Annotated in this window: 27 protein-coding genes; 6 read left to right on the top strand and 21 right to left on the bottom strand. The window is 61.3% G+C overall.

Annotated features, from left to right (window positions below; translation table 11 throughout):
• Positions 1–96: 96 nt before the first annotated feature.
• Positions 97–1998: a putative bifunctional diguanylate cyclase/phosphodiesterase gene (locus tag B5P46_RS10505; protein ID WP_129418599.1), complete on the bottom strand. Its 1902-nt coding sequence runs from the start codon at positions 1996–1998 to the stop codon at positions 97–99.
• A 436-nt stretch (positions 1999–2434) separates the two neighbouring features.
• On the opposite strand from B5P46_RS10505, the gene B5P46_RS10510 reads away from it, so the two are divergent.
• Both B5P46_RS10510 and B5P46_RS10520 read left to right on the top strand, forming a co-directional pair.
• The gene (locus B5P46_RS10510) at positions 2435–2776 is read left to right on the top strand and encodes a hypothetical protein (protein WP_129418600.1); all 342 of its coding nucleotides are present in this window, start codon (positions 2435–2437) and stop codon (positions 2774–2776) included.
• Between the two features lie 320 nt (positions 2777–3096).
• Positions 3097–3612 carry a superoxide dismutase family protein gene (locus tag B5P46_RS10520; protein ID WP_129418602.1) on the top strand — a complete coding sequence of 172 codons (516 nt, stop codon included), beginning with the start codon at positions 3097–3099 and terminating at the stop codon, positions 3610–3612.
• A gap of 109 nt (positions 3613–3721) precedes the next feature.
• Here the strand turns inward: B5P46_RS10520 and B5P46_RS10525 are convergent, their stop codons facing one another.
• The 8 genes from B5P46_RS10525 to B5P46_RS10560 form a co-directional block, all read right to left on the bottom strand.
• Complete coding sequence (locus B5P46_RS10525) at positions 3722–4606, bottom strand: mechanosensitive ion channel family protein (RefSeq protein WP_129418603.1); 885 nt, start codon at positions 4604–4606, stop codon at positions 3722–3724.
• Positions 4607–4663: 57 nt separating this feature from the next.
• On the bottom strand, positions 4664–5194 hold the full coding sequence (locus tag B5P46_RS10530) for a tyrosine phosphatase family protein (RefSeq protein WP_129418604.1): 531 nt from the start codon (positions 5192–5194) through the stop codon (positions 4664–4666).
• Complete coding sequence (locus B5P46_RS10535) at positions 5191–5799, bottom strand: YfbR-like 5'-deoxynucleotidase (RefSeq protein WP_029872987.1); 609 nt, start codon at positions 5797–5799, stop codon at positions 5191–5193. The genes B5P46_RS10530 and B5P46_RS10535 overlap by 4 nt, the downstream gene beginning before the upstream one ends.
• Positions 5796–6641: a YgfZ/GcvT domain-containing protein gene (locus tag B5P46_RS10540; protein WP_129418605.1), complete on the bottom strand. Its 846-nt coding sequence runs from the start codon at positions 6639–6641 to the stop codon at positions 5796–5798. Before B5P46_RS10540 ends, B5P46_RS10535 begins: the two co-directional genes overlap by 4 nt.
• Before the next feature lie 98 nt (positions 6642–6739).
• Positions 6740–7498 carry a hypothetical protein gene (locus tag B5P46_RS10545; RefSeq protein WP_129418606.1) on the bottom strand — a complete coding sequence of 253 codons (759 nt, stop codon included), beginning with the start codon at positions 7496–7498 and terminating at the stop codon, positions 6740–6742.
• A gap of 16 nt (positions 7499–7514) precedes the next feature.
• Complete coding sequence (locus B5P46_RS10550; RefSeq protein WP_003546972.1) at positions 7515–7772, bottom strand: hypothetical protein; 258 nt, start codon at positions 7770–7772, stop codon at positions 7515–7517.
• A gap of 103 nt (positions 7773–7875) precedes the next feature.
• Positions 7876–8322, bottom strand: a complete 447-nt coding sequence (locus B5P46_RS10555; protein ID WP_129418607.1) for a TIGR02301 family protein — start codon at positions 8320–8322, stop codon at positions 7876–7878.
• Positions 8323–8356: 34 nt separating this feature from the next.
• On the bottom strand, positions 8357–8773 hold the full coding sequence (locus tag B5P46_RS10560) for an NUDIX hydrolase (protein ID WP_129418608.1): 417 nt from the start codon (positions 8771–8773) through the stop codon (positions 8357–8359).
• A 74-nt stretch (positions 8774–8847) separates the two neighbouring features.
• Here B5P46_RS10560 and B5P46_RS10565 point away from each other — a divergent pair, with 74 nt between their 5' ends.
• Positions 8848–9168, top strand: a complete 321-nt coding sequence (locus tag B5P46_RS10565) for a YnfA family protein (protein WP_129418609.1) — start codon at positions 8848–8850, stop codon at positions 9166–9168.
• Positions 9169–9209: 41 nt separating this feature from the next.
• Positions 9210–9974 carry an SOS response-associated peptidase gene (locus tag B5P46_RS10570; RefSeq protein WP_129418610.1) on the top strand — a complete coding sequence of 255 codons (765 nt, stop codon included), beginning with the start codon at positions 9210–9212 and terminating at the stop codon, positions 9972–9974.
• Positions 9975–10139: 165 nt separating this feature from the next.
• Here B5P46_RS10570 and B5P46_RS34370 read toward each other — a convergent pair whose 3' ends face one another.
• The 5 genes from B5P46_RS34370 to B5P46_RS10590 form a co-directional block, all read right to left on the bottom strand.
• Positions 10140–10286, bottom strand: a complete 147-nt coding sequence (locus tag B5P46_RS34370; protein ID WP_003558132.1) for a hypothetical protein — start codon at positions 10284–10286, stop codon at positions 10140–10142.
• Between the two features lie 333 nt (positions 10287–10619).
• Positions 10620–11465 carry a CDP-diacylglycerol--serine O-phosphatidyltransferase gene (gene pssA / locus B5P46_RS10575; protein ID WP_026265120.1) on the bottom strand — a complete coding sequence of 282 codons (846 nt, stop codon included), beginning with the start codon at positions 11463–11465 and terminating at the stop codon, positions 10620–10622.
• A gap of 75 nt (positions 11466–11540) precedes the next feature.
• Positions 11541–12476, bottom strand: coding sequence for a phosphatidylserine decarboxylase (locus tag B5P46_RS10580; protein WP_348639844.1), 936 nt, complete (start codon positions 12474–12476; stop codon positions 11541–11543).
• Positions 12374–14251, bottom strand: a complete 1878-nt coding sequence (locus B5P46_RS10585; protein WP_129418612.1) for an ABCB family ABC transporter ATP-binding protein/permease — start codon at positions 14249–14251, stop codon at positions 12374–12376. Before B5P46_RS10585 ends, B5P46_RS10580 begins: the two co-directional genes overlap by 103 nt.
• Positions 14252–14461: 210 nt before the next feature.
• Complete coding sequence (locus B5P46_RS10590; protein WP_129418613.1) at positions 14462–16486, bottom strand: LysM peptidoglycan-binding domain-containing protein; 2025 nt, start codon at positions 16484–16486, stop codon at positions 14462–14464.
• 155 nt (positions 16487–16641) lie between these two features.
• Between B5P46_RS10590 and B5P46_RS10595 the strand changes: the two genes are divergently transcribed.
• Complete coding sequence (locus tag B5P46_RS10595; protein ID WP_003558142.1) at positions 16642–17265, top strand: TIGR00730 family Rossman fold protein; 624 nt, start codon at positions 16642–16644, stop codon at positions 17263–17265.
• Positions 17266–17376: 111 nt separating this feature from the next.
• Here the strand turns inward: B5P46_RS10595 and rarD are convergent, their stop codons facing one another.
• From rarD to cysS, 7 genes are all read right to left on the bottom strand, one after another.
• Complete coding sequence (rarD, locus tag B5P46_RS10600; RefSeq protein ID WP_129418614.1) at positions 17377–18288, bottom strand: EamA family transporter RarD; 912 nt, start codon at positions 18286–18288, stop codon at positions 17377–17379.
• A gap of 208 nt (positions 18289–18496) precedes the next feature.
• On the bottom strand, positions 18497–20110 hold the full coding sequence (gene cimA, locus B5P46_RS10605; RefSeq protein ID WP_129418615.1) for a citramalate synthase: 1614 nt from the start codon (positions 20108–20110) through the stop codon (positions 18497–18499).
• A gap of 165 nt (positions 20111–20275) precedes the next feature.
• Positions 20276–21235: a prolyl aminopeptidase gene (pip, locus tag B5P46_RS10610; RefSeq protein WP_129418616.1), complete on the bottom strand. Its 960-nt coding sequence runs from the start codon at positions 21233–21235 to the stop codon at positions 20276–20278.
• Positions 21232–21708 carry a GFA family protein gene (locus B5P46_RS10615; protein WP_033180450.1) on the bottom strand — a complete coding sequence of 159 codons (477 nt, stop codon included), beginning with the start codon at positions 21706–21708 and terminating at the stop codon, positions 21232–21234. Before B5P46_RS10615 ends, pip begins: the two co-directional genes overlap by 4 nt.
• Positions 21705–22193: a GFA family protein gene (locus B5P46_RS10620; protein ID WP_129418617.1), complete on the bottom strand. Its 489-nt coding sequence runs from the start codon at positions 22191–22193 to the stop codon at positions 21705–21707. The genes B5P46_RS10615 and B5P46_RS10620 overlap by 4 nt, the downstream gene beginning before the upstream one ends.
• On the bottom strand, positions 22190–22666 hold the full coding sequence (locus B5P46_RS10625) for a GFA family protein (RefSeq protein WP_129418618.1): 477 nt from the start codon (positions 22664–22666) through the stop codon (positions 22190–22192). The genes B5P46_RS10620 and B5P46_RS10625 overlap by 4 nt, the downstream gene beginning before the upstream one ends.
• Positions 22663–24054, bottom strand: coding sequence for a cysteine--tRNA ligase (cysS, locus tag B5P46_RS10630; protein WP_129418619.1), 1392 nt, complete (start codon positions 24052–24054; stop codon positions 22663–22665). Before cysS ends, B5P46_RS10625 begins: the two co-directional genes overlap by 4 nt.
• A gap of 354 nt (positions 24055–24408) precedes the next feature.
• Between cysS and B5P46_RS10640 the strand changes: the two genes are divergently transcribed.
• Entirely contained in the window at positions 24409–25158 is a 750-nt protein-coding gene (locus B5P46_RS10640) for a glycoside hydrolase family 25 protein (protein WP_129418620.1), read from the top strand.
• Positions 25159–25258 lie beyond the last annotated feature (100 nt).

A 25258-nucleotide genomic window follows, 5' to 3' on the forward strand; every position in this document is an offset into this window, starting at 1 on the left:
CAAAGGATGCAACAACGAAGACCTCGGGAACCGCAGCGATTTTGTAGCGGCTTGCTGCGCGAGTCGCAATCGACAGCGCCGCGCGGCAGGGGGATCTCAGTGCTTGGCTTTGGCAAGACGCGCGTCGCTATTCTTCGGCGGCAGGGAGAGAAGATGGGGCACGTCACCTGCGGGTCTCGGCGGACTAATGTGATAGCCCTGGATCTCGTCGCATTCCTCGCGTTCGAGCAGCGCCAGCTGCTCGGCGGTCTCGACGCCCTCGACGGTGACGCGCATGCCGAGCGCATCGCCGAGCAGAATGATCGCGTGCATGATCGCATGCGCTTCCTTGTTGTCGACGATGTCGTTGACGAAGGATTTGTCGATCTTGATCTTGTCGAAGGGAAAGCTCGAGAGATAGCTCAGCGAGGAATAGCCGGTGCCGAAATCGTCCATCGAGATGCGGACGCCGCGCTCCTTCAGCGCATGCAGGATTGGCAGCACCTCGTCGAGATTCTCCATCAGCACGCTCTCGGTGATTTCGAGTTCGAGCCGCGACGGCGACAGTGCGGCGGCGGCAAGCGCTTCGCCGACGTCCTTGGTCAGGTCGCTGCCGCTGAATTGGATTGCAGAAACGTTGACCGCGACCTTGATGCCCTCCGGCCATTGCGCCGCATCGCTGCAGGCTCGGCGCAAAACCCAACGGCCGATATCGACGATGAGGCCGACCTCTTCGGCGAGTGGAATGAAATCCATCGGCGGGACGCGGCCGCGGATCGGGTGGTTCCAGCGGATCAGGGCTTCGAAGCCGCAGATGCGCCGCTGCCAGAGGTCATAAAGCGGCTGGTAGTGCAGCTCGAATTCCTCGTTCTCGACGGCTGCTCTGAGGTCTGCCTCGAGCGCGTGGCGCAGTTGCATCTGCACTTCCATCTGACCGGCGAAGAAACGCTCGCGTTTGCGCCCGTCCGCCTTGGCATGCGACAGCGCCACGCCGGCATTCTTCAGCAGGATATCGGTTTCCTCGCCATCATCAGGGGCGACCGCGATCCCCATGGAAACGCTGAGCTCCACTTGTTTCTCGCCGTGGAAAAATGGCTCGGAAAGCTCACGGCGGATCTGCTCGGCCAGCGCCGTCACGTTCCACGGCTGCTGCTTGCCTGTCTGCAGGATGGCGAACTCATCCGAGCCGAGGCGTGCCAGGGCGTTCTCCGAACCGGCCGAGGCTCGGATACGCTCGGCGACCTGCTGCAGGATCTTGTCGCCGACCGACACGCCCATCGTGTTGTTGATCGATTTGAACCGGTCGAGATTGAGGTGAACGAGGGCGACCTGCTCGTCCGGCTTGCGCTCGATGAGCGTCGCATCGACCTGCTCGCGGAAATGGATGCGGTTCGGAAGGCCGGTCAGCGGGTCGTGGTGAGCGAGATAGGTGATACGCTCGGCCGCCTTTCGATCCTCGGTGATATCGGCATGAATGGCGATGCTGCTGCCGTCGGCAAGGATGGTCACCATGCTCTGGATGGTGCGGCCGTCGTCCATCAGCCATTCGCGCCGGCGGATACTGCCGCTTGTTGCGATCGCAGAGGAATGTCGCCCGACCCGCCGGCCGGGCTTGGCGCTGGTGCCCTCCGCACCGCGCATTTTGTCGATGAGATCGGCGATTGTCACGCCCACGACGACATCGTCCTGCGTCAGGCCGAAGAGCTGCCGGAAGCCGATGTTGGAAAGCGTCAGCCGCTGATCGGCGTCGAAGACGCTGAGACCGAGCGGCAGGTTGTTGAGGATGATTTCGAAGAGTTTTTGCTGCCCGTCGAATGCCTGGCTGAGGGCGGAAATATTGCCTCTCAGCGCATGGTTTTCCCTCAACAGCGTTTCCGCGCTTCTCTCGATTTCGTCATAGTCATTTTCATGGACGCGATAGGTCGCGATCACAAGCTCCATCAGACGCTGCGCGTCGACCGATCCATCGGCCGTGACGGCCTGGCTGCATTGCTGCCAGAAGAGCGCTTCGGCTTTCATGTGGGCGCGTCCTGTGGGACGGCTGCGACGGCAATGATCGTCTTCAATTGATGAACGTACCTCATCGCTTCGGAAAACCTTTCTAAAGTGAACATAAAATTGATTTTTTATAAGCCGAACGTCAAGGTGGTACCTTGCAACGCCCATTCTGGATGGGCCGGATTAATATTCGGTTGCAGTGCAGCAGCGATGACAGTTTGTTAGGCGTTTGTTTTATATGTGAAAAATCACTGAAATACTGGTAGGGCCGGTTGTCTGACGCAGGTGGCACGCGATTTCGCGGCATTCCGTTAACTTTTGTCAATCATCGTTAATGAGAAGTTAACAACTTATTGACGCACTGCGCAAATCAGTTTAACCACCGAGTCAACACTGATTTTCCACGTTCGTATTGCGTACAAACACCACCGGCAAAAGGCGGTGAATGGAGGTTTGTATGACCAGCACTACATCCGTTTCAGACACCTCATATGCATATTTGGCGACGCTTTCGCGTCTCGATGTCAATGGCGATGGCGTCCTCAGCCGCGGCGAACGTGCCGCCGATGAGAAACCCGGCATCATCAAGGAACTCCTGGAAGACGACACGACCAGCGAGACGCAGCCGAAATTTTCCGGCAGCCTGATTGCGCTGATGATGGACACGCGTGACGGCGGCACGGCAAGCAGCATCGCGGTTTCCTATCCGTTGCAGCAGACCGCGCCGGCGACCGGCAATCAGTCCGACGATCTCTATCGTAACACTTACGGCCAGTTCGACTTCAACGCTGTCGCCTGACGACCGACGTCTCAATTCGAGTGATTTGCAAGCCGGCCGTTTGGCCGGCTTTTCTCGTCCGATATTCCCAGCGCATAACCCCAAAATCGGAACGATTTTCGGGGTTATGCGCCAATTTAAAGTCGTAGAGCGTCCTTAGCGCGTCCTGTCGGACGCGCGGCGCTCTACTGCATAACCCCGAAAATCGAAATGATTTTCGGAAAGGATTATGCGCCGATTCAAAGGTGATAGCGCGTCCTGTCGGACACGCGGCGCTCTGGATCAGGAACACCTTCCGGTTTGACACGTTCAGAAGGACAACCGGACGGAAGGAGATCTCCATGAAAGCCATGCGCATTATCGCCGCCTTGAGCCTGCTTGCGGTTGCATTGCCGGCAGGCGCTCAGGACAAGCAGACGGCGGTCGCCAATTTCGTCGGCAAGGACGGCAAGGAAGACGGTCGCGCACAGCTGACGGCTGCCGCCACTGGCGGCGTCCTGATCGAAGTCGAGATATCGGGACTGCCGGCGAACAAATGGGTGGCCTTCCATGTTCATGAGACCGGCCGCTGCGACGCCGCGACCCATCATGAATCGGCGGGCGGTCATTTCAATCCTGAGAAGGCGGAGCATGGCATTCTTGCCGCCAAGGGTCCGCACGCCGGCGACATGCCCAATCAATATGTCGGGCAGGACGGCGTGCTGCGGGCACAGATCTTCGACAGCATGGTCACGCTCGACGGCAAGACCGACGGCATTCGCGGCCGCGCATTGATGGTGCATGCCAATTCGGATGATTATCGCAGCCAGCCTTCTGGTGATGCCGGCGAAAGACTTTCCTGCGGCGTCATCCAATAGCTACGGCACAATTCCTTGAATCGGAATCGATTGAAGGGCAAAGCTATGCAACAATTCAAAGTGCGCACAGCGCCGCTGGTCTTAATAAGATCCGCGGCGCTGCAATGTCTTACTGCCGCGTCTGCGTCGACCTTTCGGCGGTTGCCCCGCCATTGGACTTTTTTGACGGCGCGGCATCTGAAGCATTCGCCACAGCGGCAGGATTCTCGTCGAAGGCGAGTTTCACGCGCTTCACCATGTCACGGCTGACCAGCCACCAATCGCCGGTCTTTGCCCAATAGCGCAGCGTTACGGAGATCGCACTGTCGCCGAGGCTATCGATGAAGACGCTGGGTGCCGGTGACGTCAGCACTCTGGAATCGGCTTTGGCAAGGCCAATCAGCCTCTCCATCGCCAGATCGATGTCATCCTCAGGGGCGACGCTGATTTTCAGCTCGTCCCGCCGCGTAGGCTCGCGGCTGAAATTGGTAATGGGCGTGTTCCAGAGCGTGGAATTCGGCGCCAACCGGTAGAGCCCGTCGCCGGTTCTGAGTTCGGTCGCAAACAATCCGATTTCGCGCACCGTGCCGGCCACGCCGCTGGTCTCGATATATTCGCCGACGCGGAACGGCCTGAGGATCAGCAGCATGATGCCGGCGGCGATATTCTGCAGCGTCCCTTGCAGCGCCAGTCCGATCGCCAGGCCTGCCGCGCCGAGGGTGGCGATGATCGAGGCGGTCTGGACGCCGAATTGACCGAGCACGGTGATGAACACCAGGATGAGCAGCGCATAGCGCAGCACATTGGTGAAGAATCGCGCCAGCGTCTCGTCGATGCCATGAACGCGCGACAGGCCTTCATAAGCCCAGCGGCTGGCAAAACCGGCCAGCGCCCAGCCGAGAACGAGCAGGATCACCGCTCCGAGAACGGAGAAGGAATACTGCACCGCCAGCGCGCTTGCCTGACTGAGTGCCGTTTGCGTGGCGAGGAGGACATCGGCTGCCTGTTGTTCCATGATCTGGCCCTGTCGTTGTGCTTGGTCGGGGGCTAGATGGAGCGGCGGGCGGCAGCGTCAACCGCAGGCGGCGTCTCGGATCGCCAGCAGGAAGGGCGCGTTGCCGTCGGCATTCGCGCCGCGTCCGATTGCCCGCACCGCCGCGACCAGCCGGCCGTTGCGGTTAAGCAGCGCGTCACCGATCTCGATCAGCCGGGCATTCGGTGTCGCGAAAGGCGAGGCGGCCCGCAGCCGGCGGGCAAGCGTTTCCTCGCTCTGATCGGGTGCCAGCGACAGCGCGGCAATGAGCGCTGCGGCCGGCGATCGCGACACGCCCATCCAGCAATGGATAAGCAGCGGCGTCTCCTGCCGCCACGAAGCGGCAAAGTCGATAATCCCGCGCACATGCGTCTCGTCAGGCGCCACGAGATCGCCAGTGCCCTTGAAGACGATATCGTTCATGCCAAGTGTCAGATGGCGATCGGCCGCGATCACGCCCGGCCGGTGAAAGGCCTGCTCCTTGGCGATCAGGCTGATCATGTCACGCGCCTTGTGGCGCACTGCCATTTCTGCGATGCGCGATAGCGGCGAGACGACGATGAAGGTCACGATACCATCTCCCGTTCGACCTCGATCGCCGCGAAGCGCTCGCAGAACAACCGCTGCGCTTCGATCGCGGGCAGGGGCTCGATCATCAGCATGTCCTTGCTGATGCCGCGCGGCTGGCCGAAGAATTTCTGTGCCTCGGCGGGTGTGAAACCGGCAAGCACGGTCGCTTCGAAATAGGCGGCGATCGTGTCGGCTTTTTTGATCCGGTCCTTGAGATCGCGCGAGGGATGCGGCGGCAGGCCGAAGCGCAGGTGCACGGCAGCCTCCAGCCGCTTTTCCACCGTCTTGTAGCCGCCGCCGACCACCGATTTGAACGGCGAGATCATGTCGCCGATCACATATTCGGGTGCATCGTGCAGCAGCGCCATCAGGCACTCCTGCGGCCGCGCATCGTTGAAGCGGCGGAAGATATCCTCGACGACGAGACTGTGCTGGGCCACCGAAAAAGCATGATCGCCTGACGTCTGGCCGTTCCAGCGGGCCACGCGCGCAAGCCCGTGAGCGATGTCGATCAGTTCGACATCGAGCGGCGAGGGGTCGAGCAGGTCGAGCCTGCGCCCGGACAGCATGCGCTGCCAGGCACGCGGAGCTTTCGTCGTTGTCACGCGCTGGCCTCGTCGGCGCTGGCGGGAAAGACGAGACCGGACCATGCCGGCAGGACAAGAGAAACAGGCGTGTCGCCGGCGAGCAGCGGCGTGCCTGCCGCCATCGCGGCGCCGGCACGGTCGATGCGCACGATCGCAAGTCCATTGCCGCCGTCGACCGAACCGAGCGTACCGATCGGCTTGCCGGCGGCGGAAATCTCCGTCCCGGTCCCTGGCAGATTCGTTGCGGCGGACACCGTCACGACGCGCCGGCGCGCGGTGCCGCGATGCTGCATGCGCGAGACGACCTCCTGGCCGACATAGCAGCCTTTCCTGAAGGAGAGGCCACCGTTGAAATCCATCAGCACGTCATGCGGGAAGGCGTCCTGCAGGGCGAAGTCCGATCCTGATGTGACGATGCCGTGGCTGATGCGCAGCGCGTGGTAGAGCGCTTCGCTGCCATCGCCACGTTTGCCGGGCCGGCGGATCAGCGTGATGCCCGCCTTGGCGAAGCGGCTGTCCCGGACGCCCTGGCTGCCCTCGGCATCCTCGCCCCAGGAAACGGTGACGCCCTCTTCGGTACTCGGCGCAAGTGTGACGGCGGCGCGCAGCTTGTACATCGTCAGCCGCTTCAGCAGGGCGTCACGCTGGCCAGCATCGGTCTCGATCCTGTAACCTTCGCCGTCCCGCCAGATCATGAAGTCGAACAGGATCTTGCCCTGCGGCGTCAGCAATGCTCCGGGCCGCGCCTCGTCGGCCCCGAGCGCGGTGATATCGGTGGTGATTAGGTTCTGCAGGAAGGATTGGGCTTCCGCGCCGCTAACGAAGAGCAAGGAGCGGTCTTTCAGGAATACGGCTGGCATGGCGGAACCTGTCGCGTTGGTCATCGCTCAGAGGTATGTCTTCATGAGGTGGATCGCAAGCGCCATGCGAAACGTGAACAGCGCAGGCGAGACGGGCATCAATCGCCCGCTGTGAAGAATTTCCATTTACCCTCAGGCGTAATGCCGAGGCGATAGAAATTGTATCCGCCGAATTCCTGCATGTCGGAGAGATCGCCGGCCGTGACGATGCGAAGCAGCTCGACGCGCTCCGGCGGTGTCAGCGACTTCAAATCCTTCTCGGCAAAGTAGGGCCAGACATACATGTCCTCAGCTGTGCCCTGGCCGACATGCACGAAGCCGGTCGAGACGATGTCGAGCATGATGGCAAGGATCTCGTCGCCGTCAGGATCGCCCGACAGATCCTTCAGCGTTCCGATCGGGTCGTCGGTCGGTTCGCCCACAGTCACCTGCGTCTGGTCGGCGCCGGCGCCCATCAGCGGCCGCAGCCGCTCGAGATCGCCGGAGGCGGCCGCCTCGACGATCTGCTCGCGCATCTTGCGAACCGGCTCTGGCACCTTGCTGATGTCGTAGATCACCTCGGCGGGCTTGGAATTCTCCTGAGCGCCCGGCGTCTTGTCGACACCCTGATTGTTCTGGCTGTTGACCAGCGGATCGGCCATGGGAACGCCGGGAGTGGTCCCGCCCTGCGGCTGGCTCTGTCCCTGAGCGCTTCCCTGTGCGGGCGGCGTCTCGTTGGCCGCCTGGCCGGGGATCTTGTGCAGTTCGGAAAGCGCGTAGGCTGCCGGCGCGAGGAAAACATTGCCGGTGGCGAGGCTGAACGCAAGCAGCACCGGCGCGAGCGAAATTCGCGAAACTTTCTCTTTACCGGTGTGCATCAAACTCTCTGATAAATTATTGCAGGGTGCGGTTCGCGGAGAATTCGCCGGCAAGCATGCGCTCACGCAGCGAATCGAGCAGAGCTTCGGCGCTCTTTTCCCCATGCAATCTGATCGTCTCGCGCAGCGCATGTGCAATGGCAGCATCAGCGATGATTTCAGGCTCGATCCCATCGGCCATGCCGTCGGCCCAAGCCTCGTTCTGGTACTCCAGAGCTGCTTGCATCTTTTCGTGGACGATCATGTCGTCGATGTCGTTGAGGCTTGCTTCCATTGTCTTTTCCTCAGCACTTCTCATGTCTTACTGCACCGTTAACAACACTAACAGCCTTTTCCCAAAACGACACGTCCGCATGCGAAAACAGGTTAATTAAACGTCAATTTCCAAAGCGCGAGGTAATTTCTGTGGCAAGTGTTGCACCTTCGTTACGGTAGCGCTCTTCTGCCACGATGGCCGCCGGGGTGCAATCCGTATAGACCGAGGCGAAGGCGCGATAGCCGCGATTGAAGGCCGCTGTCAGCTTTTCCTTGCGCTGCGGCTCGTTGCCGGTCTCCGAATCGAGCAGCTGCAGCATGCCGTTTCGCCACTCGTCGCCACCCGCCGCCTTGCAGAGCGTTCTCAGATAATGCACCGAACCCAGTACCTCGGCGAACCGCGCCAGCTTGTCGTCATAGGGCACGCTCACGATCGGCGGCGCAATCTCATCCTCCTGTGGAGGAGGCGGCGTATTCTTGCCCTGCGCCATCGTGGGGCCGGCGAGCACGAGCAGGGACAGAAAAACGCGTCGAACGGGAATCATGCTCACAGTTGATACGCTCAGCATGACGGCAACAAGGCGTGCTTTAAAATTTCCACGTCTAATCGCCGCCCGAAAGCCGCTCCGCGCATTCGAGCACGCTCTGCGGCACGGGCAATTGCCGGATTTCCTCCACCGTGTACCAGCCGAGGGCGGCCGCATCGTCGGCGGCTTCCGCCACGGCATCCCGATCCGCATCGACGCGAAAGACCGACAGCAGGAAATGGCTGTTGACGCTGCCGTCGGCCGCATGCGTCTTCAGGTCGTAGGTCGAAAACAGCCGCGGATTACGTGCTGAAATGCCGGTCTCTTCATAGAGTTCGCGCAATGCCGTTTGCTCCGTCGTTTCGCCGGGCTCGGCCCGCCCGCCGGGAAAGGCGTACATGTCGGCGGAAGGCGGATTACGCCGCAACACGAGGAGGAATCGTCCATCGCGTTCGAGGATGGCGGAGGAGGCGGCTTTGGCAGTAGAGATCATCGGAGGCTGCTCTCTTGCTGTGATGGTTTATCTTATCGGATGAATAGTGCGACGGGGATTCGAAAGGTGCTTCCGTGACTTACATCATCTTTGCCTTTGCCGCTCTCTTCGAGATCGTCGGCTGCTTTGCCTTCTGGGCATGGCTGAAGCTCGAAAAGCCCATCTGGTGGCTGGCGCCGGGCATAATCTCCCTGGCGCTTTTCGCCTGGCTTCTGACGCTGGCGCCGAGCGAAGCCGCCGGCCGTACCTTCGCGGCCTATGGCGGCATTTATATCCTCGCCTCACTGCTCTGGCTGTGGCTGGTCGAGAGCCGCGTGCCTGATCGTTACGATATCGGCGGCGCGCTGATCTGCCTTGCCGGCGCCAGCCTTATCCTCTTCGCGCCGAGAGGCTGAGGCGTCTTGACCGGATACGAGCCGGGTGCAAAGACAGACCGATGTGTGGACGTTTCGCCCTGACAGTCTCCAGCGTCGACCTGAGCGACGTCTTCTCCGGTCTCGATCTCGGCGATTTTCCGGCGCGCTACAACATCGCGCCGACGCAGCCGATCCTCGTCGTCATATCAGGCGAGGGCAGGGAGCAGGGCAGTAACTTGGCCGACCGACGCGCCGTACTCGTGCGCTGGGGCCTCACGCCGGGCTGGGTCAAGGATCCGAGAGATTTCCCGCTGCTGATCAACGCGCGCTCCGAAACCGCGATTGGCAAGGCCTCTTTCCGCGCCGCCATGCGTCATCGCCGCGTGCTCATTCCGGCATCGGGTTTCTATGAATGGCATCGCCCGCCGAAGGAAAGCGGGGAGAAGCCGCAGGCCTACTGGATCAGGCCGCGCCAGGGTGGGGTGATCGCCTTTGCCGGGCTGATGGAGACATGGTCCTCGGCTGACGGCTCCGAGGTCGATACCGGTGCGATCCTGACGACGTCAGCCAATTCAGCCATATCGTCGATCCACGATCGCATGCCCGTCGTCATCAGGCCTGAGGATTTCACGCGCTGGCTCGATTGCAAGACGCAGGAGCCACGCGAGGTTGTCGGCCTGATGCAGCCGGTTCAGGATGATTTCTTCGAGGCCGTCCCTGTCTCCGACAAGGTCAACAAGGTTGCCAACATGGGTCCCGACCTGCAGGAGCCGGTCGTCATCGAAAAGCCGTTGAAGGCGCCCGACAAGCAAAAGCCTGACGACGGCCAGCTCAGCTTCTTCTAAACACTATCCGCCATTCGCTTCGTCCATCAGGTTTTTCGGGTTGTGCTTATGTCGCCAGAGCGTTGTCAGGAGATTCGCGGCGATCGCCTCGTCATTCACTTCGTCAGCGGTGCCTAACGCATGTACCCCGAAAGCACGCATAATTCCAATTTGAAGCCTTCCGCTTCAAGCGGATTTTTTGACGCTGGTCGGCTTATGCTTCGCCATCAGCGATGCTGCGGCAACAGCCTTCAGGCCGACGGGGCGATAGTTGGCGGCGAGGTCTGGCTTGGCCGCCTGCTGTTCGCCGGTACTACTCTTCTTCGAAGTCACGATACTCTCCTTACGTGGTTCTTCCCTGGGTAATTTATAGTTTGATGTTTCGTCACGAATAGCGACAAAACGGGGGCGTAGCTTATCAGGATTTGTAAACGCCCACCATAATTCGCGAGGCTTAACTGAAGCCTACGTTGGTTAATACTTACTGAAGAGAGCAGTTCCAATAAAAGTGCGAAAGCGGTTTTCTGGGGAAAAGCGCGGAATAGTTTTCACTCGGACAAGCGCAGAGTTTTCTCCGGGGAAAGCGCATGCTTTTCCCGGGGATACGACTGAACGAAGGGAGAGAAGCATTTCCGTCATTCGGAGAAATCTGGAAATGCTCGGAGATCAGATGTGCCGGCCGATGTCGTCGTCGCCGATACCCGGCTCCTCGATCGTCAGCGTCCCGTATTTCCGCCGCCATTTCCGCGCGCCGAAGGGAAGCGATATGAGGTAGGCGGCAACGGTGAAGACCATCACCTCCCAGGTGTAGCTCATCAGCAGAGCCACATAGAGCACGACGCCGAGCATCATCGGCAGCACGAGATCGCGCCGCAAGCGATTGCCTTCCGATTTTCCCGACCAGACCGGCAGCCGGCTGATCAACAGGAAGGCGATGAGCACGGTGTAGATCGACGAGAGATAGGCGAAGGTGCGGTCCGTCGCCAGCCCGAGGAAGCCGAGATAGACCGGCAGCAGCACCAGCATGGCGCCGGCCGGCGCCGGTACGCCGACGAAATATTCCGATTGCCAGCTCGCCTTGTTCTCGCGTTCGGCCATGACATTGAAGCGGGCAAGGCGAAGCCCGGCGGCGATCGCATAGATCAGGGCGGCGATCCAGCCGAGCGAACGCGCCTGATCGAGTGCGAAGACATAGACGACGAGGGCGGGTGCGACGCCGAAATTGACGATGTCGGCAAGCGAATCCATCTGCGCGCCGAATTTCGAGGTCGCCTTCATCAGCCGCGCCACGCGCCCGTCGATGCCGTCGAGGAAGGCGGCGAGCAGCACCATGGCGACGGCGAGCTCATAACGGTTCTCGAAAGCCAGCCGGATGCCGGTCAACCCGGCGCAGATCGCCAGAATGGTGATGAGGTTCGGAAAGACGAGCCGGAGCGGGATTTCGCGCAGACGCGGGCCGCGGGCGGAATCATCCGGCCCATTGGGCTCGAAAGGCGGAAAAGGCGTTTCCATATCGCGTTCCAATCGTTCCTAAAGCAATTCCAGCAAAACTGCGCAGCGGTCGCTTCCGAGAAAAGCTGAACCGCTCTAGCTGCGGCGGCTAATGACGGGACCCTTGGCGGAGGCGAATTCGGCGATGACGGTTTCTCCCGCAACCGCCGTCTGGCCGAGCGAGACGCGTGGCGCAGCACCGGCGGGCAGGAACACGTCGAGCCGCGAGCCGAAACGGATCAGCCCGAAGCGCTCGCCGGCATCGACCGGCTCGTTGGGGTTGGCCCAGCAGAGGATGCGCCGTGCCACGAGACCGGCGATCTGCACGACGCCGATCTGGCCGTGGCCGGTTTCGATCACCAGCCCGTTGCGCTCATTGTCTTCGCTCGCTTTGTCGAGCTCGGCGTTGACGAAGCTGCCGGAGCGGTAGTTGATGCTGACGATGCGCCCGCGCATCGGCGCCCGGTTCACATGGCAATTGAAGACGTTCATGAAGACGGAGATGCGCAGCATCGGTTCGGAGCCGAGGTTGAGCTCGGCCGGCGGGGTCACCATCTGGATCGCCGAAACCTTGCCGTCGGCGGGAGAGATCACCAGGTCGTCGTCCTGCGGGGTCACGCGCTCCGGATCACGGAAGAAATAGGCGCACCACAGCGTGAAGATCATGCCGATCCAGAAGAGCGGCTTGAAGATCCAGCCGAGGACCATCGACGCGACGAAGAAGGCGGCAACGAAGGGATAACCCTCCTTATGCACGGGGACGATCGTGTTGCGAACCGTATTGAACAGGCTCATGCTGCCGGTCTCCTTGCGTTGTCGTTTTTTGCTGGTTAGCGAAAAACCGTCTCTGGGGCAATGCCGTGGCCCCGGCACTGGTTCCGACGCCGCGGTTCTGAACAACAAAAGCCGGCCGGCGTCGGTCTCCCGGCTCAGCTTGCCGGAGCAAGCCGCGTTATCACGCCGAGGTCGTCGCTTTCGCGCACCTGCTTCAGATGTTCCTCCGCCTGTGTCGCCTCGCGCTGGCGGTTCCACATCGAGGCATAAAGGCCGTTTCTTTCGAGGAGGGCGGCATGTGTTCCGCGCTCGGCGATCTCGCCGCTTTTGAGCACGATGATTTCATCGGCGCCGATCACCGTCGAAAGCCGGTGGGCGATGACCAGCGTCGTGCGGTTCTTCGAAACCAGGTCGAGCGCCTCTTGAATCTCCCGTTCCGTCGTCGTGTCGAGCGCCGACGTCGCCTCGTCGAGGATCAGGATCGGTGGCGCCTTGAGGATGGTGCGGGCGATCGCCACCCGCTGCTTCTCGCCGCCCGAAAGTTTCAGCCCGCGCTCGCCGACCTTGGTTTCGAAACCCTCGGGCAGCGTTTCGATGAAATGCGCGATCTGCGCCACCTCGGCGGCGGCAAAGACTTCGCCGTCGCTGGCCGATGTGCGACCGTAGCGGATGTTGTAGGCGACCGTGTCGTTGAAGAGCACGGTATCCTGCGGCACCATGCCGATCACGGAGCGCAGGCTCTTCTGCGTCACCGTGCGGATATCCTGACCGTCGACGGTGATTGCTCCGCTCTGGATATCGTAGAAGCGATAGAGCAGGCGCGACAGCGTCGATTTGCCTGCACCCGACGGGCCGACGACGGCGACCGTCTTGCCGGCCGGCACCTCGAAGGAAATGCCCTTCAGGATCGGACGGGCCGCATCATAGGCGAAGTGCACGTCCTTGAAGGAGATCGCGCCCTGGCCGATGCGAAGTTCGGTCGCATCGGTCGCGTCTTTGACTTCGGTCTGCACCTCAAGCAAATCGAACATCTGCTCGATATCGGTCAGCCCCTGGCGGATTTCGCGGTAGACGAAGCCGATGAAGTTGAGCGGTACGGAAAGCTGCAGCAGCATCGAATTGACGAAGACGAAATCGCCGACCGTCTGCTCGCCGCGCTGCACGGCCAGCGCCGACAGCACCAGCATGATCGTCGTGCCGATGCCGAAGATGACGCCCTGGCCGAAGTTCAGCCAGCCGAGCGAGGTCCAGACATCGGTCGCCGCCTTCTCGTAGCGTTCCATCGATTTGTCGAAACGCTTTGCCTCCATCTCCTCATTGCCGAAATATTTGACGGTCTCGAAATTGAGCAGGGAGTCGATCGCCTTGGTGTTGGCGTCGGTATCGCTGTCGTTCATCGACCGGCGGATGGCGATGCGCCAGTCGGATGCGCGGATGGTGAACCAGATATACGCCCAGACGGTAAAGGCGGTAACGGCGAGATAGGAGAAGCCGTAGCCCCACCAGAAGATCACTGCCGTCAGCAGGAATTCGATGACGGTGGGGACCGAATTGAGGATCGTGAAGCGCACGATCGTCTCGATGCCCTTGGTGCCGCGCTCGATGATGCGCGACAGCCCACCGGTCTTGCGCTCGAGATGGAAGCGTAGCGACAGCTCGTGCATGTGCACGAAGGTCCTGTAAGCGAGCTGGCGCACCGCATGTTGTCCGACGCTGGCAAAGAGCGCGTCGCGCAGCTGATTGAGGCCGAGCTGGATCAGCCGGGTGATGTTATAAGCGATCACCAGCGCAATGGCGCCGGCCAGCAGCGGCGGCACGTAGCCGGCAAGATCCATCCTGCCGTTCAGCGCATCGGTCGACCACTTGAAGAAATAGGGAACCAGCAGCAATACGAATTTGGAGATCAGCAGAAAGACCGAGGCCCAGACGACGCGCATCTTGAGGTCGGGCCGGCCGGCCGGCCACATATAGGGCCAGAGGTTGAGAAGCGTCTGCGGCAGGTTGGATTCCGAGACTGTCTTGCCGTTTGCCATGCTTGTCTCCAGCCCGGATGGGCTTGCCGCGATTGCGGCGCTTCGATGCCGGCAAAGCGCAGAACCGGGACGTGCCTGAAAGCGCTTCCCATATCCCGCAGCCGCCGCCGCCAGATAGGGTGCCGGGCGGACGAATACAACAATTGCTGGGGTAAGGAAACGACGAGGCCGGGCGCTTATCCTGCCCGGCCTCGCCATGTTGTTTCGAGCCTAGAGGTGCTGGCCGGACATCCGCTTGCGGTGCAGCTCTTCGGCGTTCGGCAACACATCCTTCGGCAGGCCGAAGATCTGGCCGGGGCGGATGCGATCGGGATTGATGATCTTGTCCTCGTTGGCGATGTAGATCGTCGTGTAACGGACGCCGCGGCCATAGGTGCGGCGCGAGATCTGCCATAGCGTGTCGCCGCGGCGAATGATGACCGCTGCGTTGTTTGCCGTCAGCGGCGCCTGTTCGATCGTCTTCGGCTGGCTGCTTCCGACATCGTCTGCGGTGGGTGCCGCCGGCGCGGGTGCAGCGGTGAGTTCGGCGATCATCCCGCCCAGTCTTTCGAGCGCGGCTCCGACGGACTTCGCATCCCCAGGCAGGCTCTGCAGCAGCTTCAGCGCATTGCCGGCAATCTGCGAGGAGGAACCGGACGCTTGCTTGAAGACATCAGGCGCATCGGCAGCCGGGCGGAAGTCGGCGACGGAGCGCAGCGCGAATTCCGTTGCCGAGCGCGCTGCCGCAAGCTGTTCGGCACCGGGCAGCTTGCCATCGGCAAACAGTCCCTTCAGCAGGCCGAAGGCTTTGCCGGCCTCGGCCTTGCGTTTACCGAGCTCGCCTTCGTCGAGCGGCACCATCGAGGAAGCACCGTTCGCGTCGGCGGGGGCCGATTGCGCGGCGACCCTGACCTGATCGCCGGCCGGGCGATTGAAATTCACCGCCGCACGCACGATCACCTTACCTGTGGGATCAACGACATCGACGCGGATCTTGTGGTCGCCGACCGAGAGCGCCACCACGCCATCGATGACGAAATGACCGTCGGAGCCGGCCGTGTCCTGGCCGACGAGGCTGTCGTCGGCATAACCGATGACTTTGGCATTGGAGCGCGTTGTGCCGGCAATGAAGATCTTGTTGCCTTCGATTTCGACGGCATTGACCATCACATCGGGCACATTCGTCTTATCCGTGCCGGGAATGGCCGGTGCCGTATCAGCGCCGCCGGAGGGGGTATCGGTGAGGTTCGGCGTCTGCAGCGCCAGCTCGCCGGTTGCGGCAGCAGCCGAGCTTTCACCGGTTGCCGGCTTGTCCGCAGGCGGCACCATCGGATTGGAGGCATCGGCAACTTCGGTTCCGGCCTTCGGCGCCGTGATGATGCGGCTCGCCGCGCCGGGTTTGGAGACCATGGCGAGCAGATTGGCGCCATTACCATCCTTCGGCACGGAAATGGTCGCGACTTCTTCAGAAAGCGTGCTCTTGCCGTCCTTGCCCGTAAACTTGAGCACGAGCTGGTGGTCACCGGCCGGAAGCGGATCGTCGAGGACGGCAGCAAAATCGCCACTCGCATCGACATTGGCCGTCGTTACGACCTTCTCGCCGTCGAGCACCTCGAGCTTGCCGTTCGGTTCGGCGGAACCGGCAATCACCGTCGATCCGTCGGGTTCGACGCGCAATACGTCGAAGGCCGGAAGCTTCGGGCCGGTATTTTCCGCTGCCGTATTCGCCCCAGGGGCGGCCTCCGGCGCACCGGTCAGCGCAACCTCGGCCTTGGCGATCGCGGCAAGCGCATCGGCGATGTTCTCAGGCAGCGACTGGACGATGGCGAGCGCCTTCGCGCCGCCGTCCTTGGCCTTGGCGGCAAGGGTTTGAGTCGCGGGATCGAGGCCCTCGGGAATGGTGAAATCGGCAAGCGCGGTCAGCGCGTTGACGGCTTTGGTCTTGGCGGCGGTGAAGACATCGATGGTCGGGCCTTTGCCGTCGGCAAACAGCGCCTTGAGCTCACTGAGCGATACGCCGGCATCGGCCGAAAGGCGACCGACTTGATCGGCGACCGCAGCCGCGTCGCCCACGGCGGAGCGCGATGTCTTTGCCGCCTCGTTAACCGTGTTCTTGACCTCCGTGCCCGCCTGGTTGATGGCGTCTCCGACCTTGGTTGCATCGCCGCCGATGCGCGGCATGACGACAAACACCATCAGTAGGATTGCGATTGCGAGCACTGCAAGGGCCAGCAAGCCGGCACGGTTCTTCATCATTATGTCTCCCAAGGCGGCAATTTGCCGTAATACCCAAAATTGCTAGCGATTCCCGTTGCTTTCCACAAGCATTCAAAGCAATTAGGCAAGCTAGGCACGCTGCTTTTCAGTCAATTTTCTTGACTGCATTGAAATGGAATAGTTGTTTTGCCCTCATGACCGAACAATCTGTATCGATTCGATCCATCTGCGTTTACTGCGGCTCCAGGCCGGGACGCGATCCTTCCCACATGGCGGCCGGGCGTGCTCTCGGAAGAGAGATCGCCGAATACGGCCTGCGCCTCGTCTATGGCGGGGGTACCAAAGGCATCATGGGCGCGGTTGCCAGCGGCGTGCTTTCAGGCGGCGGTCAGGTCACGGGCATCATTCCCGAATTCCTGATCGATATGGAAGCGACTCGCCACTCGCTCGGTCAGCTCAACGAACTCATTGTAACCCCTGACATGCATGCGCGCAAACACACCATGTTCGAGCGCTCCGATGCCTTCGTCGCGCTGCCCGGCGGTATCGGTACGCTGGAGGAGATCGTCGAGATCATGACCTGGGCGCAGCTCGGCCGCCACGAGAAGCCGATGGTCTTCGCCAACGTCAACGGTTTCTGGGATCCGATGATGGAACTGATGCGCCATATGACCGAAGAGGGCTTCCTGCACACCGCCCACCGGGTGCAGCCGCTCGTCGTCGACGAGATATCCGGCATCATTCCTGCGATCATGGCCCAGGCAGCCCAGCTTGCCGCCGATCGTGACGGCGAGGACGAGGTGATTTCGAAGATGTAGGCGGGCTGCCCTTAGAGCAGTTCATTTTCCACGGAAGCGCAGAACCGCTCTAAGCTTTGTTCTTACGCAATCCCGGACGCAGAACCCTTGCGCGCTTTTGCTGGAATTGCTCTAGCGCCCCCGGCTTCCCTTCAGCATCGACCAGCTATAGAGGAACAACCCCGCCCAGATCAGCGGGAAGGCGACCATGCGCGCCGTGCCGAATGGTTCGTGGAAGAGGAAGACCGCGATCAGGAAGATCATCGTCGGCGCGATATACTGCATGATGCCGATCGTCGAGAGTTTCAGCAGCTTGGCGCCGTTCGCATAGATCATCAGCGGCACGGCGGTGATGACGCCGCAGCCGAGCAGCAGGGTCGTATCTGCAAGACCGGTGCGGTAGAGGTGGCCCTGGCCGCCGAATTCGAGATAGAGGATGTAGAGGACGGCCGGCCCGCTGAGGATAAGCACTTCGAGGAAGAAGCCCTGGTTCGGCCCGAGTGGCAGCGTCTTGCGCAACAGGGCGTAGAAACCCCAGCTGACCGCCAGCGTCAGCGCCACCCACGGGATGCCGCCGCTGTCCAGTGCGAGAATGGCGACGGCAAGTGCTGCAAGCGCGATCGCGGCGATCTGCAGCGGCTGCAGCTTTTCCTTGAGGAATACCGCGCCGAGGAAGATGCTGAACAGCGGATTGATGAAATAACCGAGTGCTGCGTCGAGCGAATGGCCGGCGCCGATCGCCCAGACATAGGTGCCCCAGTTGACAGTGATCAGCGACGCCGTCAGCGCCGCCATCGCCAGCATGCGCGGCGAACCGAGCGCTGCGCGGATATCCTGCGTGCGCCCGAGCACGATCAGCACGATGCCCGCCAGCGGCAGCGACCAGACGATGCGATGGGCGATCACCTCGGCCGGCGAGACATGCGCCACCGCCTTCATGTAGATCGGCAGGAAACCCCAGAGCAGATAGGCCGTCAGCGCGAAGGCGAACCCGCGCGGACTGTCTTCGTTCTTGGCCAACGGAACGGATGCATCGGTCGACATCGGTGTTTCCATCTTTGTTCTTCTTCTGATCCGGCCTAGCTTAAGCGCCGTGAATAGGCCAATTCATTTCGTTGAATGAAGGGTGAGAGGATTTGAAGCGGGAGACGACGCAATGATTCCGCACTCTGCGATGGGAGGCGGAGTCCGAAGGAAGCGAATGGTATTCTGGCGAGGGCTGGGACCCCTCCGCCGAGCCGGCGGAATAGGTTTATTCCGCCGCGATCTTGCCCGCCAGTTGCCGGTTCTTCATCAGCTTGTAGATGACCGAATCCATCAGCGCCTGGAACGAAGCGTCGATGATGTTCTCCGAAACGCCGACGGTCCACCAGCGCACACCGTCACTGTCGGTGGATTCGATCAGCACACGGGTGATTGCCTCCGTGCCGCCATTGAGGATACGCACCTTGAAGTCGGCGAGCACCAGATCGTCGATCTCGTGCTGGTATTTGCCGAAATCCTTGCGCAGCGCGAGGTCGAGTGCGTTGACGGGGCCTTCGGCATCGGCAACCGACATCAGCGTCTGGCCGTCGATGGTGATCTTGACTACCGCCTCCGAGACGATCTTCACACGGCCGAGACTGTCGAAGCGGCGCTCGATCATCACGCGGAAGCCTTCGATGGTGAAGAATTCCGGGATCGTGCCGAGCGTTCTGCGCGCCAGCAGCTCGAAGCTCGCATCCGCGCCCTCATAGGCATAGCCGATGGATTCACGTTCCTTGACGATCGAGATCAGCAGGTCGAGCTTCGGATCGTCCTTGGCGACCGCGATGCCGCGCCGCTTCAGCGCATTGATGAAGTTTGCCTTGCCGCCCTGGTCCGACACCATGACCTTGCGGAAATTACCGACGGTTTCCGGCGGCACGTGTTCATAGGTCCGCGGATCCTTGAGCAAGGCGGATGCATGGATGCCGGCCTTGGTGGCGAAGGCGGAGGCGCCGACATAGGGCATCTGGTGGTCGGGCGAGCGGTTGAGCAGCTCGTCGAAGGCATGCGAGAGCCGGGTGAGGTTGAGCAGCCGCTCCTCGTCGATCGCCGTTTCGAAACGTGTGTTGTAGGCGCTCTTCAGCGCCAGCGTCGGGATCAGCGTCACCAGATTGGCATTGCCGCAGCGCTCGCCGATACCGTTGAGCGTGCCCTGGATCTGCCGGACGCCGGCTTCGACAGCGGCAAGCGAATTGGCGACCGCCTGGCCGGTGTCGTTATGCGCATGGATGCCAAGACAGTGGCCGGGAACGCCTGAGGCGATCACCGCCTCGACGATCGCCCGCACCTCCGGCGGCTGTGTGCCGCCATTGGTGTCGCAGAGTACGACCCAGCGGGCGCCGCTCTCATAGGCCGTCTTGGCGCAGGCAAGCGCATAGGCCGGATTGGCCTTGAAGCCGTCGAAGAAATGCTCGCAATCGACGATCGCCTCCTTGCCCGCGCCAACCGCCGCCTTGACGCTTTCGGCGATGCATTCGAGGTTTTCCTCGTTGGTGCAGCCGAGCGCCACCGCGACATGATAATCCCAGCTCTTGGCGACGAAACAGATGGCGTCGGATTTTGCCTGCAGCAGCCCGGCAATGCCGGGATCGTTGGAGACCGAAACGCCCGCCCGCTTCGTCATGCCGAAGGCGACGAAGCTGGCCTGGCTGGTGCGCTTCTCGCTGAAGAAGGCGGTGTCCGTCGGATTGGCGCCGGGATATCCGCCCTCGACATAATCGAGGCCGAACTCGTCCAGCATGGCGGCGATCGCAATCTTGTCCTCGACGGAAAAATCGATGCCGGGCGTCTGCTGCCCGTCCCGAAGCGTCGTGTCGAAGAGGTAAATGCGTTCTTTCATGTCGTTTCCTCCCGGCGGGCGGGTGTTGTTTTCTGTTGTGCGGAAGCCCCCTCATCCGCCCTACGGGCACCTTCTCCCCGAGGGGAGAAGGGGTAGCCGTGTCATTCGCCTTGTCCCCTCTCCCCTCGGGGAGAGGGTTAGGGTGAGGGGGCCTCACGGTACGGCTTATACCTTCCCAGCAAACTGATCCGTCGCCCGGATCAGTTGATCGAGAATCCCCGGCTCCGAATAGGCATGGCCCGCCCCCTCGATCAGGTGGAACTCTGCCTTCGGCCAGGCCTTGTGCAGCAGCCAGGCATATTTGGCCGGGCAGGGCATATCGTAGCGTCCATGCACAATGACACCGGGAATGTCCTTGAGCCTGCCGGCATCGCGGATCAACTGTCCCTCGTCCATCCAGCCGGCATGGACGAAGAAATGGTTTTCGATGCGCGCAAATGCATAGGCGAATTCCGGCTCCTCGAACTTGCCGCTCGTCGAAGGTTCCGGCAGCAGTGTGATCGTTTCGCCTTCCCAGATGCTCCAGGCCTGTGCGGCCGCGAGGCGCACGTTCTTGTCCTCATGCGTCAGGCGACGATGATAGGCATGCATCATCTCATGCCGCTCTTCCGCCGGAATGGGAGCGATGAACCGCTCCCACTTGTCAGGGAACATTTCCGAGACGCCGAATTGGTAGTACCAGTCAAGCTCCGCCTTGGTCAGCGTATAGATGCCGCGCAGGATGAGCTCGGACACGTGCTCCGGATGTGTCTCGGCATAGGCGAGCGCCAGCGTCGAGCCCCAGGAACCGCCGAACACCTGCCAGCTGTCGACGCCGGCCATCTCGCGCAGCCGCTCGATATCGGCGACGAGGTGCCAGGTCGTGTTGGCATGGAGTTCCGCATGCGGCGTCGACCTGCCGCAACCGCGCTGGTCGAACAGCATGACGTCGTAGAGAGCAGGGTCGAAGAGCCGGCGATGGGCGGGCGAGATGCCGCCGCCCGGACCGCCATGCAGGAAGACGGCAGGCTTGGCGCCGGGCGTGCCCGAGCGCTCCCAATAGATCACATGACCGTCGCCGACATCGAGATGGCCGGAGGCATAGGGCTCGATTTCGGGATAGAGCGTGCGCAGGGTCTCGGTCATATCTTCACGCCTTTTGCGGGCCACACTTCGGTGTCGTGGTCGGGATGCTGGAAGGAGATGATCGCCTCCTGCCGTGCGTAGAAATCCTGATCCTTCAGCACCGGCGCCTCGAAGATTTCCTCGACCCAGGGCAGGCGGGCCTCGTAGTTGACCTGGATCAGCGGTGCGAGGTCGCTGCGGTCGTCGAAAGTGCCGATCGCAAGCTCCAGCCCGCCCGGATGGCGATAGGTCATCGGTGTGCCGCAATTGCTGCAGAAGCCGCGTTCGATATTGACCGAGGACTGGAAGTAGCTCGGCTCGCCGCGCGTCCACTCCATGCCTTCCTCAGGCGCGGTGACGAGCGCGGAGAAGAAGCCGCCGAACTGCTTCTGGCACATGCGGCAATGGCAGATCGAGGGGCGCCCCAGTCTGCCTGAGATGCGGAAGCGCACGGCGCCGCACTGGCATCCGCCTGTCTTGATCGTGTCCGTCATGAGGTTTCTCCGAGGGGCCAGCTTTTCGTGTCGTGGTCGGGGTGCTGATAGTTGCTTGCCGCGATCGCGTTTTCACGGTCGGGCGTTTCAGGCTGTGGTTCCAGCGGCAAGCCGTCGAGCGCATGAAACCAGGACATCTTGCGGCCGGTATTCGATTGCATCACCGGCTTGACCGCATCGGGATCGTCCAACGAGCCGAGCGTGATGTTGATGAAGTCCGCTTCGGGAATATCGTAGAACAGCGGCGTACCGCAATCGCCGCAGAAACCGCGCCGCACCAGATCCGAGGACTGAAACCATTTCGGCGCGCCGCGTGTGAAGGTAAAATCGCTGCGCATCACGCCGGCAAGCGGCATGAAATAATTGCCCGCCGCCTTCTGGCACATGCGGCAATGGCAAAGATGGGGATAGCCGAGTTCGCCTTTGACGCGGTAACGCACTGCCCCGCACTGGCACCCGCCGCTTCTGTCCGCTTCCGCCGTCATCCGAGCTCCTTGGGTGGCCATGCCTGCGTCTCGCGATCGGGATGCTGGCAGGAAACGAGCTCGAGCAGGAAGGGGGCGGCTTGTGCATCCTCCTCCGTCCGGTGGCCCGGCAATTCATGCAGATGATCGACGAAACCGATCTTGCCCTCGATGCCGAATTGGATCACCGGCGGAAACGCCGAAGGGTCGTCAAACGCGCCTGCGGCAATCGCCATTCCATCCGGCGCCTCGTAGGTCAGCGGCGTGCCGCAATCGCCGCAGAAGCCGCGCTCGACGAAATTGGAAGAGCGGAACCTCTTCCGCTCCCCGCGCGTCCATTCGAAATCGGCGCCGCGCACCGAGACCAGCGGCGCATAATAAGCACCGAACGCCTTCTGGCACATGCGGCAATGACAGATCGATGAATCCTTGAGGTCGCCGCTGACGTGGAAACGGACCGCTCCGCATTGGCAGCCGCCGGTATAGGTCGTCATCTCTTGACCTCCCACGTCGTCACGCGCTCGCCCGTCACCGCATTCTTGCCGTCCTTCAACTGGATGCCCTTTGCCGCCAGCTCGTCGCGGATCTTGTCTGCTTCGGCAAAATTCTTCGCCTTCAGCATTTCGAGACGCATTGCGACCAGCGCGTCGACCGCCGATGCGACGGCTTCGTCGATCTCCATCTTTTTCGGCAGCAGGCCCAGAAGGTCGGCCGTTGCGGCAAAGACGGCACGGGCTACGGGATCCGCATGGGCTGCTTGCGCCAGCGCATGCAATGCCTGCACCGCCGCCACCGTATTGAGGTCGTCGGAAAGCGCGTTCAGCACGGTTTCATCGGGCGCCGCATCGCCGGCTTCTGCCGCCGGCCATTTGGCGAGCAGACGTTCGGCTTCTTCCAGTCGCTTGATCGAAAAATCGATCGGCTCGCGGTAATGCGTCATCAACATGGCAAGGCGCAGCACCTGTCCCGGCCATTTGCGGCCGCCGAAGGTTTCCGTCTGCAGCAACTCGTGGATGGTGACGAAATTGCCTTCGGATTTCGACATCTTGCGGCCTTCGACCTGCAGGAAGCCGTTATGCATCCAGACATTCGCCATCACCTCGGTGCCGTGGGCGCAGCGCGACTGGGCGATCTCGTTTTCATGATGCGGGAAGATCAGGTCCAGCCCGCCGCCGTGAATGTCGAAGACATCGCCGAGGTAGCGCTTGCTCATCGCCGAGCATTCGATGTGCCAGCCGGGCCGGCCGCGGCCCCATGGGCTCTCCCAGCCGGGCTCGTTGTGGCTCGACAGTTTCCAGAGCACGAAATCGCCCGGGTTCTTTTTGTGCGCATCGACGGCGATGCGGGCGCCGGCCTGCTGCTCGTCGAGCGGGCGCTTCGAAAGCTGACCGTAATCCGCCATGGATTTGGTGTCGAACAGCACTTCGCCCGATGCGACATAGGCATGGCCGTTGCCGATCAGCTTTTCGATGATTTCGGTCATCTCTTCGATATTGTCGGTGGCGCGCGGCTCGACGTCCGGCTCCAGGCAGCCGAGTTCGGCGACATCGGCGTGAAATTGCGTCTCGGTCTTTTCGGTGACCGCGCGGATCGCCTCATTGAGCGGCAGGCCCGGATGGTCGCGAAGTGCGCGCGCATTGATCTTGTCGTCGACGTCGGTGATGTTGCGGGCATAAGTGACGTGATCTGCGCCATAGACATGACGCAGTAGCCGGAACAGCACGTCGAAGACGATGACCGGCCGGGCATTGCCGATATGAGCGAAGTCATAGACGGTCGGGCCGCAGACATACATGCGGACATTGTTGGGATCGATCGGCGAAAACACCGATTTTTCCCGTGTCAGCGTGTTGTACAGCTTGAGTTCCGGCGTCGCGTCCATTTCACTCTCCCAAATGCACGATCAGAAAAATATGCGACCGGCGGACCGGGGCGTTTCGCATCTTGACTATTTGGGAGACGAAAACGGCCGGGCCAGCGCTCGCGCTAGCGAATAATCTTCCGGCAGATAATGCAGATAACCGTTTTCATGGCGGGTTTTATGGCCCGGTTCGCGCCTCCGGTCAAGGGGGCGAAGCGCGATCCGGCGGCGACAGAACCCATCCATCCGATGAAAAAGATTGCAGCAATGAACGTCTTTGAAACCAGTCGGCCCGCCCCTGATATTCGTCTGCCATTTTCGCGGCACAAACCTCGCATAGCCAGTTGAGGCGCTGTTGAAAAATAGGGGGAAGGGATGCGGAAACTGGCCCGATCGACGATCGCAGCGACTGCAATTCTGGTGGTCGCATTCGCGGCATATCTGGCATACGATTTCGGGATGCTTCGCTTCAACAATCCCTCTCTCAGCAGCTATCCGATCCAAGGCATCGATGTCAGCCATCACCAGGGCGATATCGATTGGAAGGTCGTCGCCTCGCAGGCGAATGTCCGCTTCGCCTTCATGAAGGCGACCGAAGGCGGAGATCATCGGGATTCCAAGTTCGCCGACAACTGGCAGCGCGCCGGAGATGCGGGAGTGGTCCGGGGCGCTTATCATTTCTTCACCTTCTGCCGTCCGGGTAAGGATCAGGCGCAGAATGTCCTGGCGACCGTGCCGAAGGAGCAGGGAACTCTGCCGATCGCCGTCGATCTGGAGTTTGTCGGCAATTGCAACAAGATCCCGACGCTCGAGGAAATGGTTGCCGAGGTGAACGCCTTCTTCACCGAGCTAAAGGGCACTTTTCCGGAAAAGCCCATTTTCTACGTCACGCAGGAGTTCTTTGATCAATATATGAAAGGCAATGAATCACGCTTCCCCGACCACTATCTGTGGCTGCGCAGCGTGTTCAGAGAGCCGAGGCAGGAAGAGTGCAGTCGTTGGTCGATCTGGCAATTTGCCGATAACGGCACCTTGGACGGCATCCAGGGACCGGTTGACCTCAATGCGCTATGCCCGTCGGAAACGGGCCTGGCGCACCTGTTCCCCGCCGTTGCAGTGAACTGAGACGTCTACAGCGCCGCGCGTCTTTTCAGATGCGCAAAGGACGCTGTAGCACTTTGAATTGCTGCATAATTTCGTCGTTAAATCGATTCCGATTTAAGGA

This window comes from Rhizobium leguminosarum, assembly GCF_004123835.1.
In the GTDB taxonomy this organism is placed as follows: Bacteria; Pseudomonadota; Alphaproteobacteria; order Rhizobiales; family Rhizobiaceae; genus Rhizobium; species Rhizobium leguminosarum_M.

Coding starts and splice junctions, on each gene's coding strand:
- cysS (WP_129418619.1), bottom strand. CDS start 24,054: ATGGACGCGACGCCGGAACTCAAGCTGTACAACACGCTGACACGGGAA.
- B5P46_RS10590 (WP_129418613.1), bottom strand. CDS start 16,486: ATGATGAAGAACCGTGCCGGCTTGCTGGCCCTTGCAGTGCTCGCAATC.
- B5P46_RS10640 (WP_129418620.1), top strand. CDS start 24,409: ATGCGGAAACTGGCCCGATCGACGATCGCAGCGACTGCAATTCTGGTG.
- cimA (WP_129418615.1), bottom strand. CDS start 20,110: ATGAAAGAACGCATTTACCTCTTCGACACGACGCTTCGGGACGGGCAG.
- pip (WP_129418616.1), bottom strand. CDS start 21,235: ATGACCGAGACCCTGCGCACGCTCTATCCCGAAATCGAGCCCTATGCC.
- rarD (WP_129418614.1), bottom strand. CDS start 18,288: ATGTCGACCGATGCATCCGTTCCGTTGGCCAAGAACGAAGACAGTCCG.
- pssA (WP_026265120.1), bottom strand. CDS start 11,465: ATGGAAACGCCTTTTCCGCCTTTCGAGCCCAATGGGCCGGATGATTCC.
- B5P46_RS10540 (WP_129418605.1), bottom strand. CDS start 6,641: ATGCCAGCCGTATTCCTGAAAGACCGCTCCTTGCTCTTCGTTAGCGGC.
- B5P46_RS10555 (WP_129418607.1), bottom strand. CDS start 8,322: ATGCTGAGCGTATCAACTGTGAGCATGATTCCCGTTCGACGCGTTTTT.
- B5P46_RS10525 (WP_129418603.1), bottom strand. CDS start 4,606: ATGGAACAACAGGCAGCCGATGTCCTCCTCGCCACGCAAACGGCACTC.
- B5P46_RS10585 (WP_129418612.1), bottom strand. CDS start 14,251: ATGGCAAACGGCAAGACAGTCTCGGAATCCAACCTGCCGCAGACGCTT.
- B5P46_RS10620 (WP_129418617.1), bottom strand. CDS start 22,193: ATGACGGCGGAAGCGGACAGAAGCGGCGGGTGCCAGTGCGGGGCAGTG.
- B5P46_RS10570 (WP_129418610.1), top strand. CDS start 9,210: ATGTGTGGACGTTTCGCCCTGACAGTCTCCAGCGTCGACCTGAGCGAC.
- B5P46_RS10595 (WP_003558142.1), top strand. CDS start 16,642: ATGACCGAACAATCTGTATCGATTCGATCCATCTGCGTTTACTGCGGC.
- B5P46_RS10510 (WP_129418600.1), top strand. CDS start 2,435: ATGACCAGCACTACATCCGTTTCAGACACCTCATATGCATATTTGGCG.
- B5P46_RS10560 (WP_129418608.1), bottom strand. CDS start 8,773: ATGATCTCTACTGCCAAAGCCGCCTCCTCCGCCATCCTCGAACGCGAT.
- B5P46_RS10545 (WP_129418606.1), bottom strand. CDS start 7,498: ATGCACACCGGTAAAGAGAAAGTTTCGCGAATTTCGCTCGCGCCGGTG.
- B5P46_RS10505 (WP_129418599.1), bottom strand. CDS start 1,998: ATGAAAGCCGAAGCGCTCTTCTGGCAGCAATGCAGCCAGGCCGTCACG.
- B5P46_RS10625 (WP_129418618.1), bottom strand. CDS start 22,666: ATGACGACCTATACCGGCGGCTGCCAATGCGGAGCGGTCCGTTTCCAC.
- B5P46_RS10550 (WP_003546972.1), bottom strand. CDS start 7,772: ATGGAAGCAAGCCTCAACGACATCGACGACATGATCGTCCACGAAAAG.
- B5P46_RS10615 (WP_033180450.1), bottom strand. CDS start 21,708: ATGACGGACACGATCAAGACAGGCGGATGCCAGTGCGGCGCCGTGCGC.
- B5P46_RS10520 (WP_129418602.1), top strand. CDS start 3,097: ATGAAAGCCATGCGCATTATCGCCGCCTTGAGCCTGCTTGCGGTTGCA.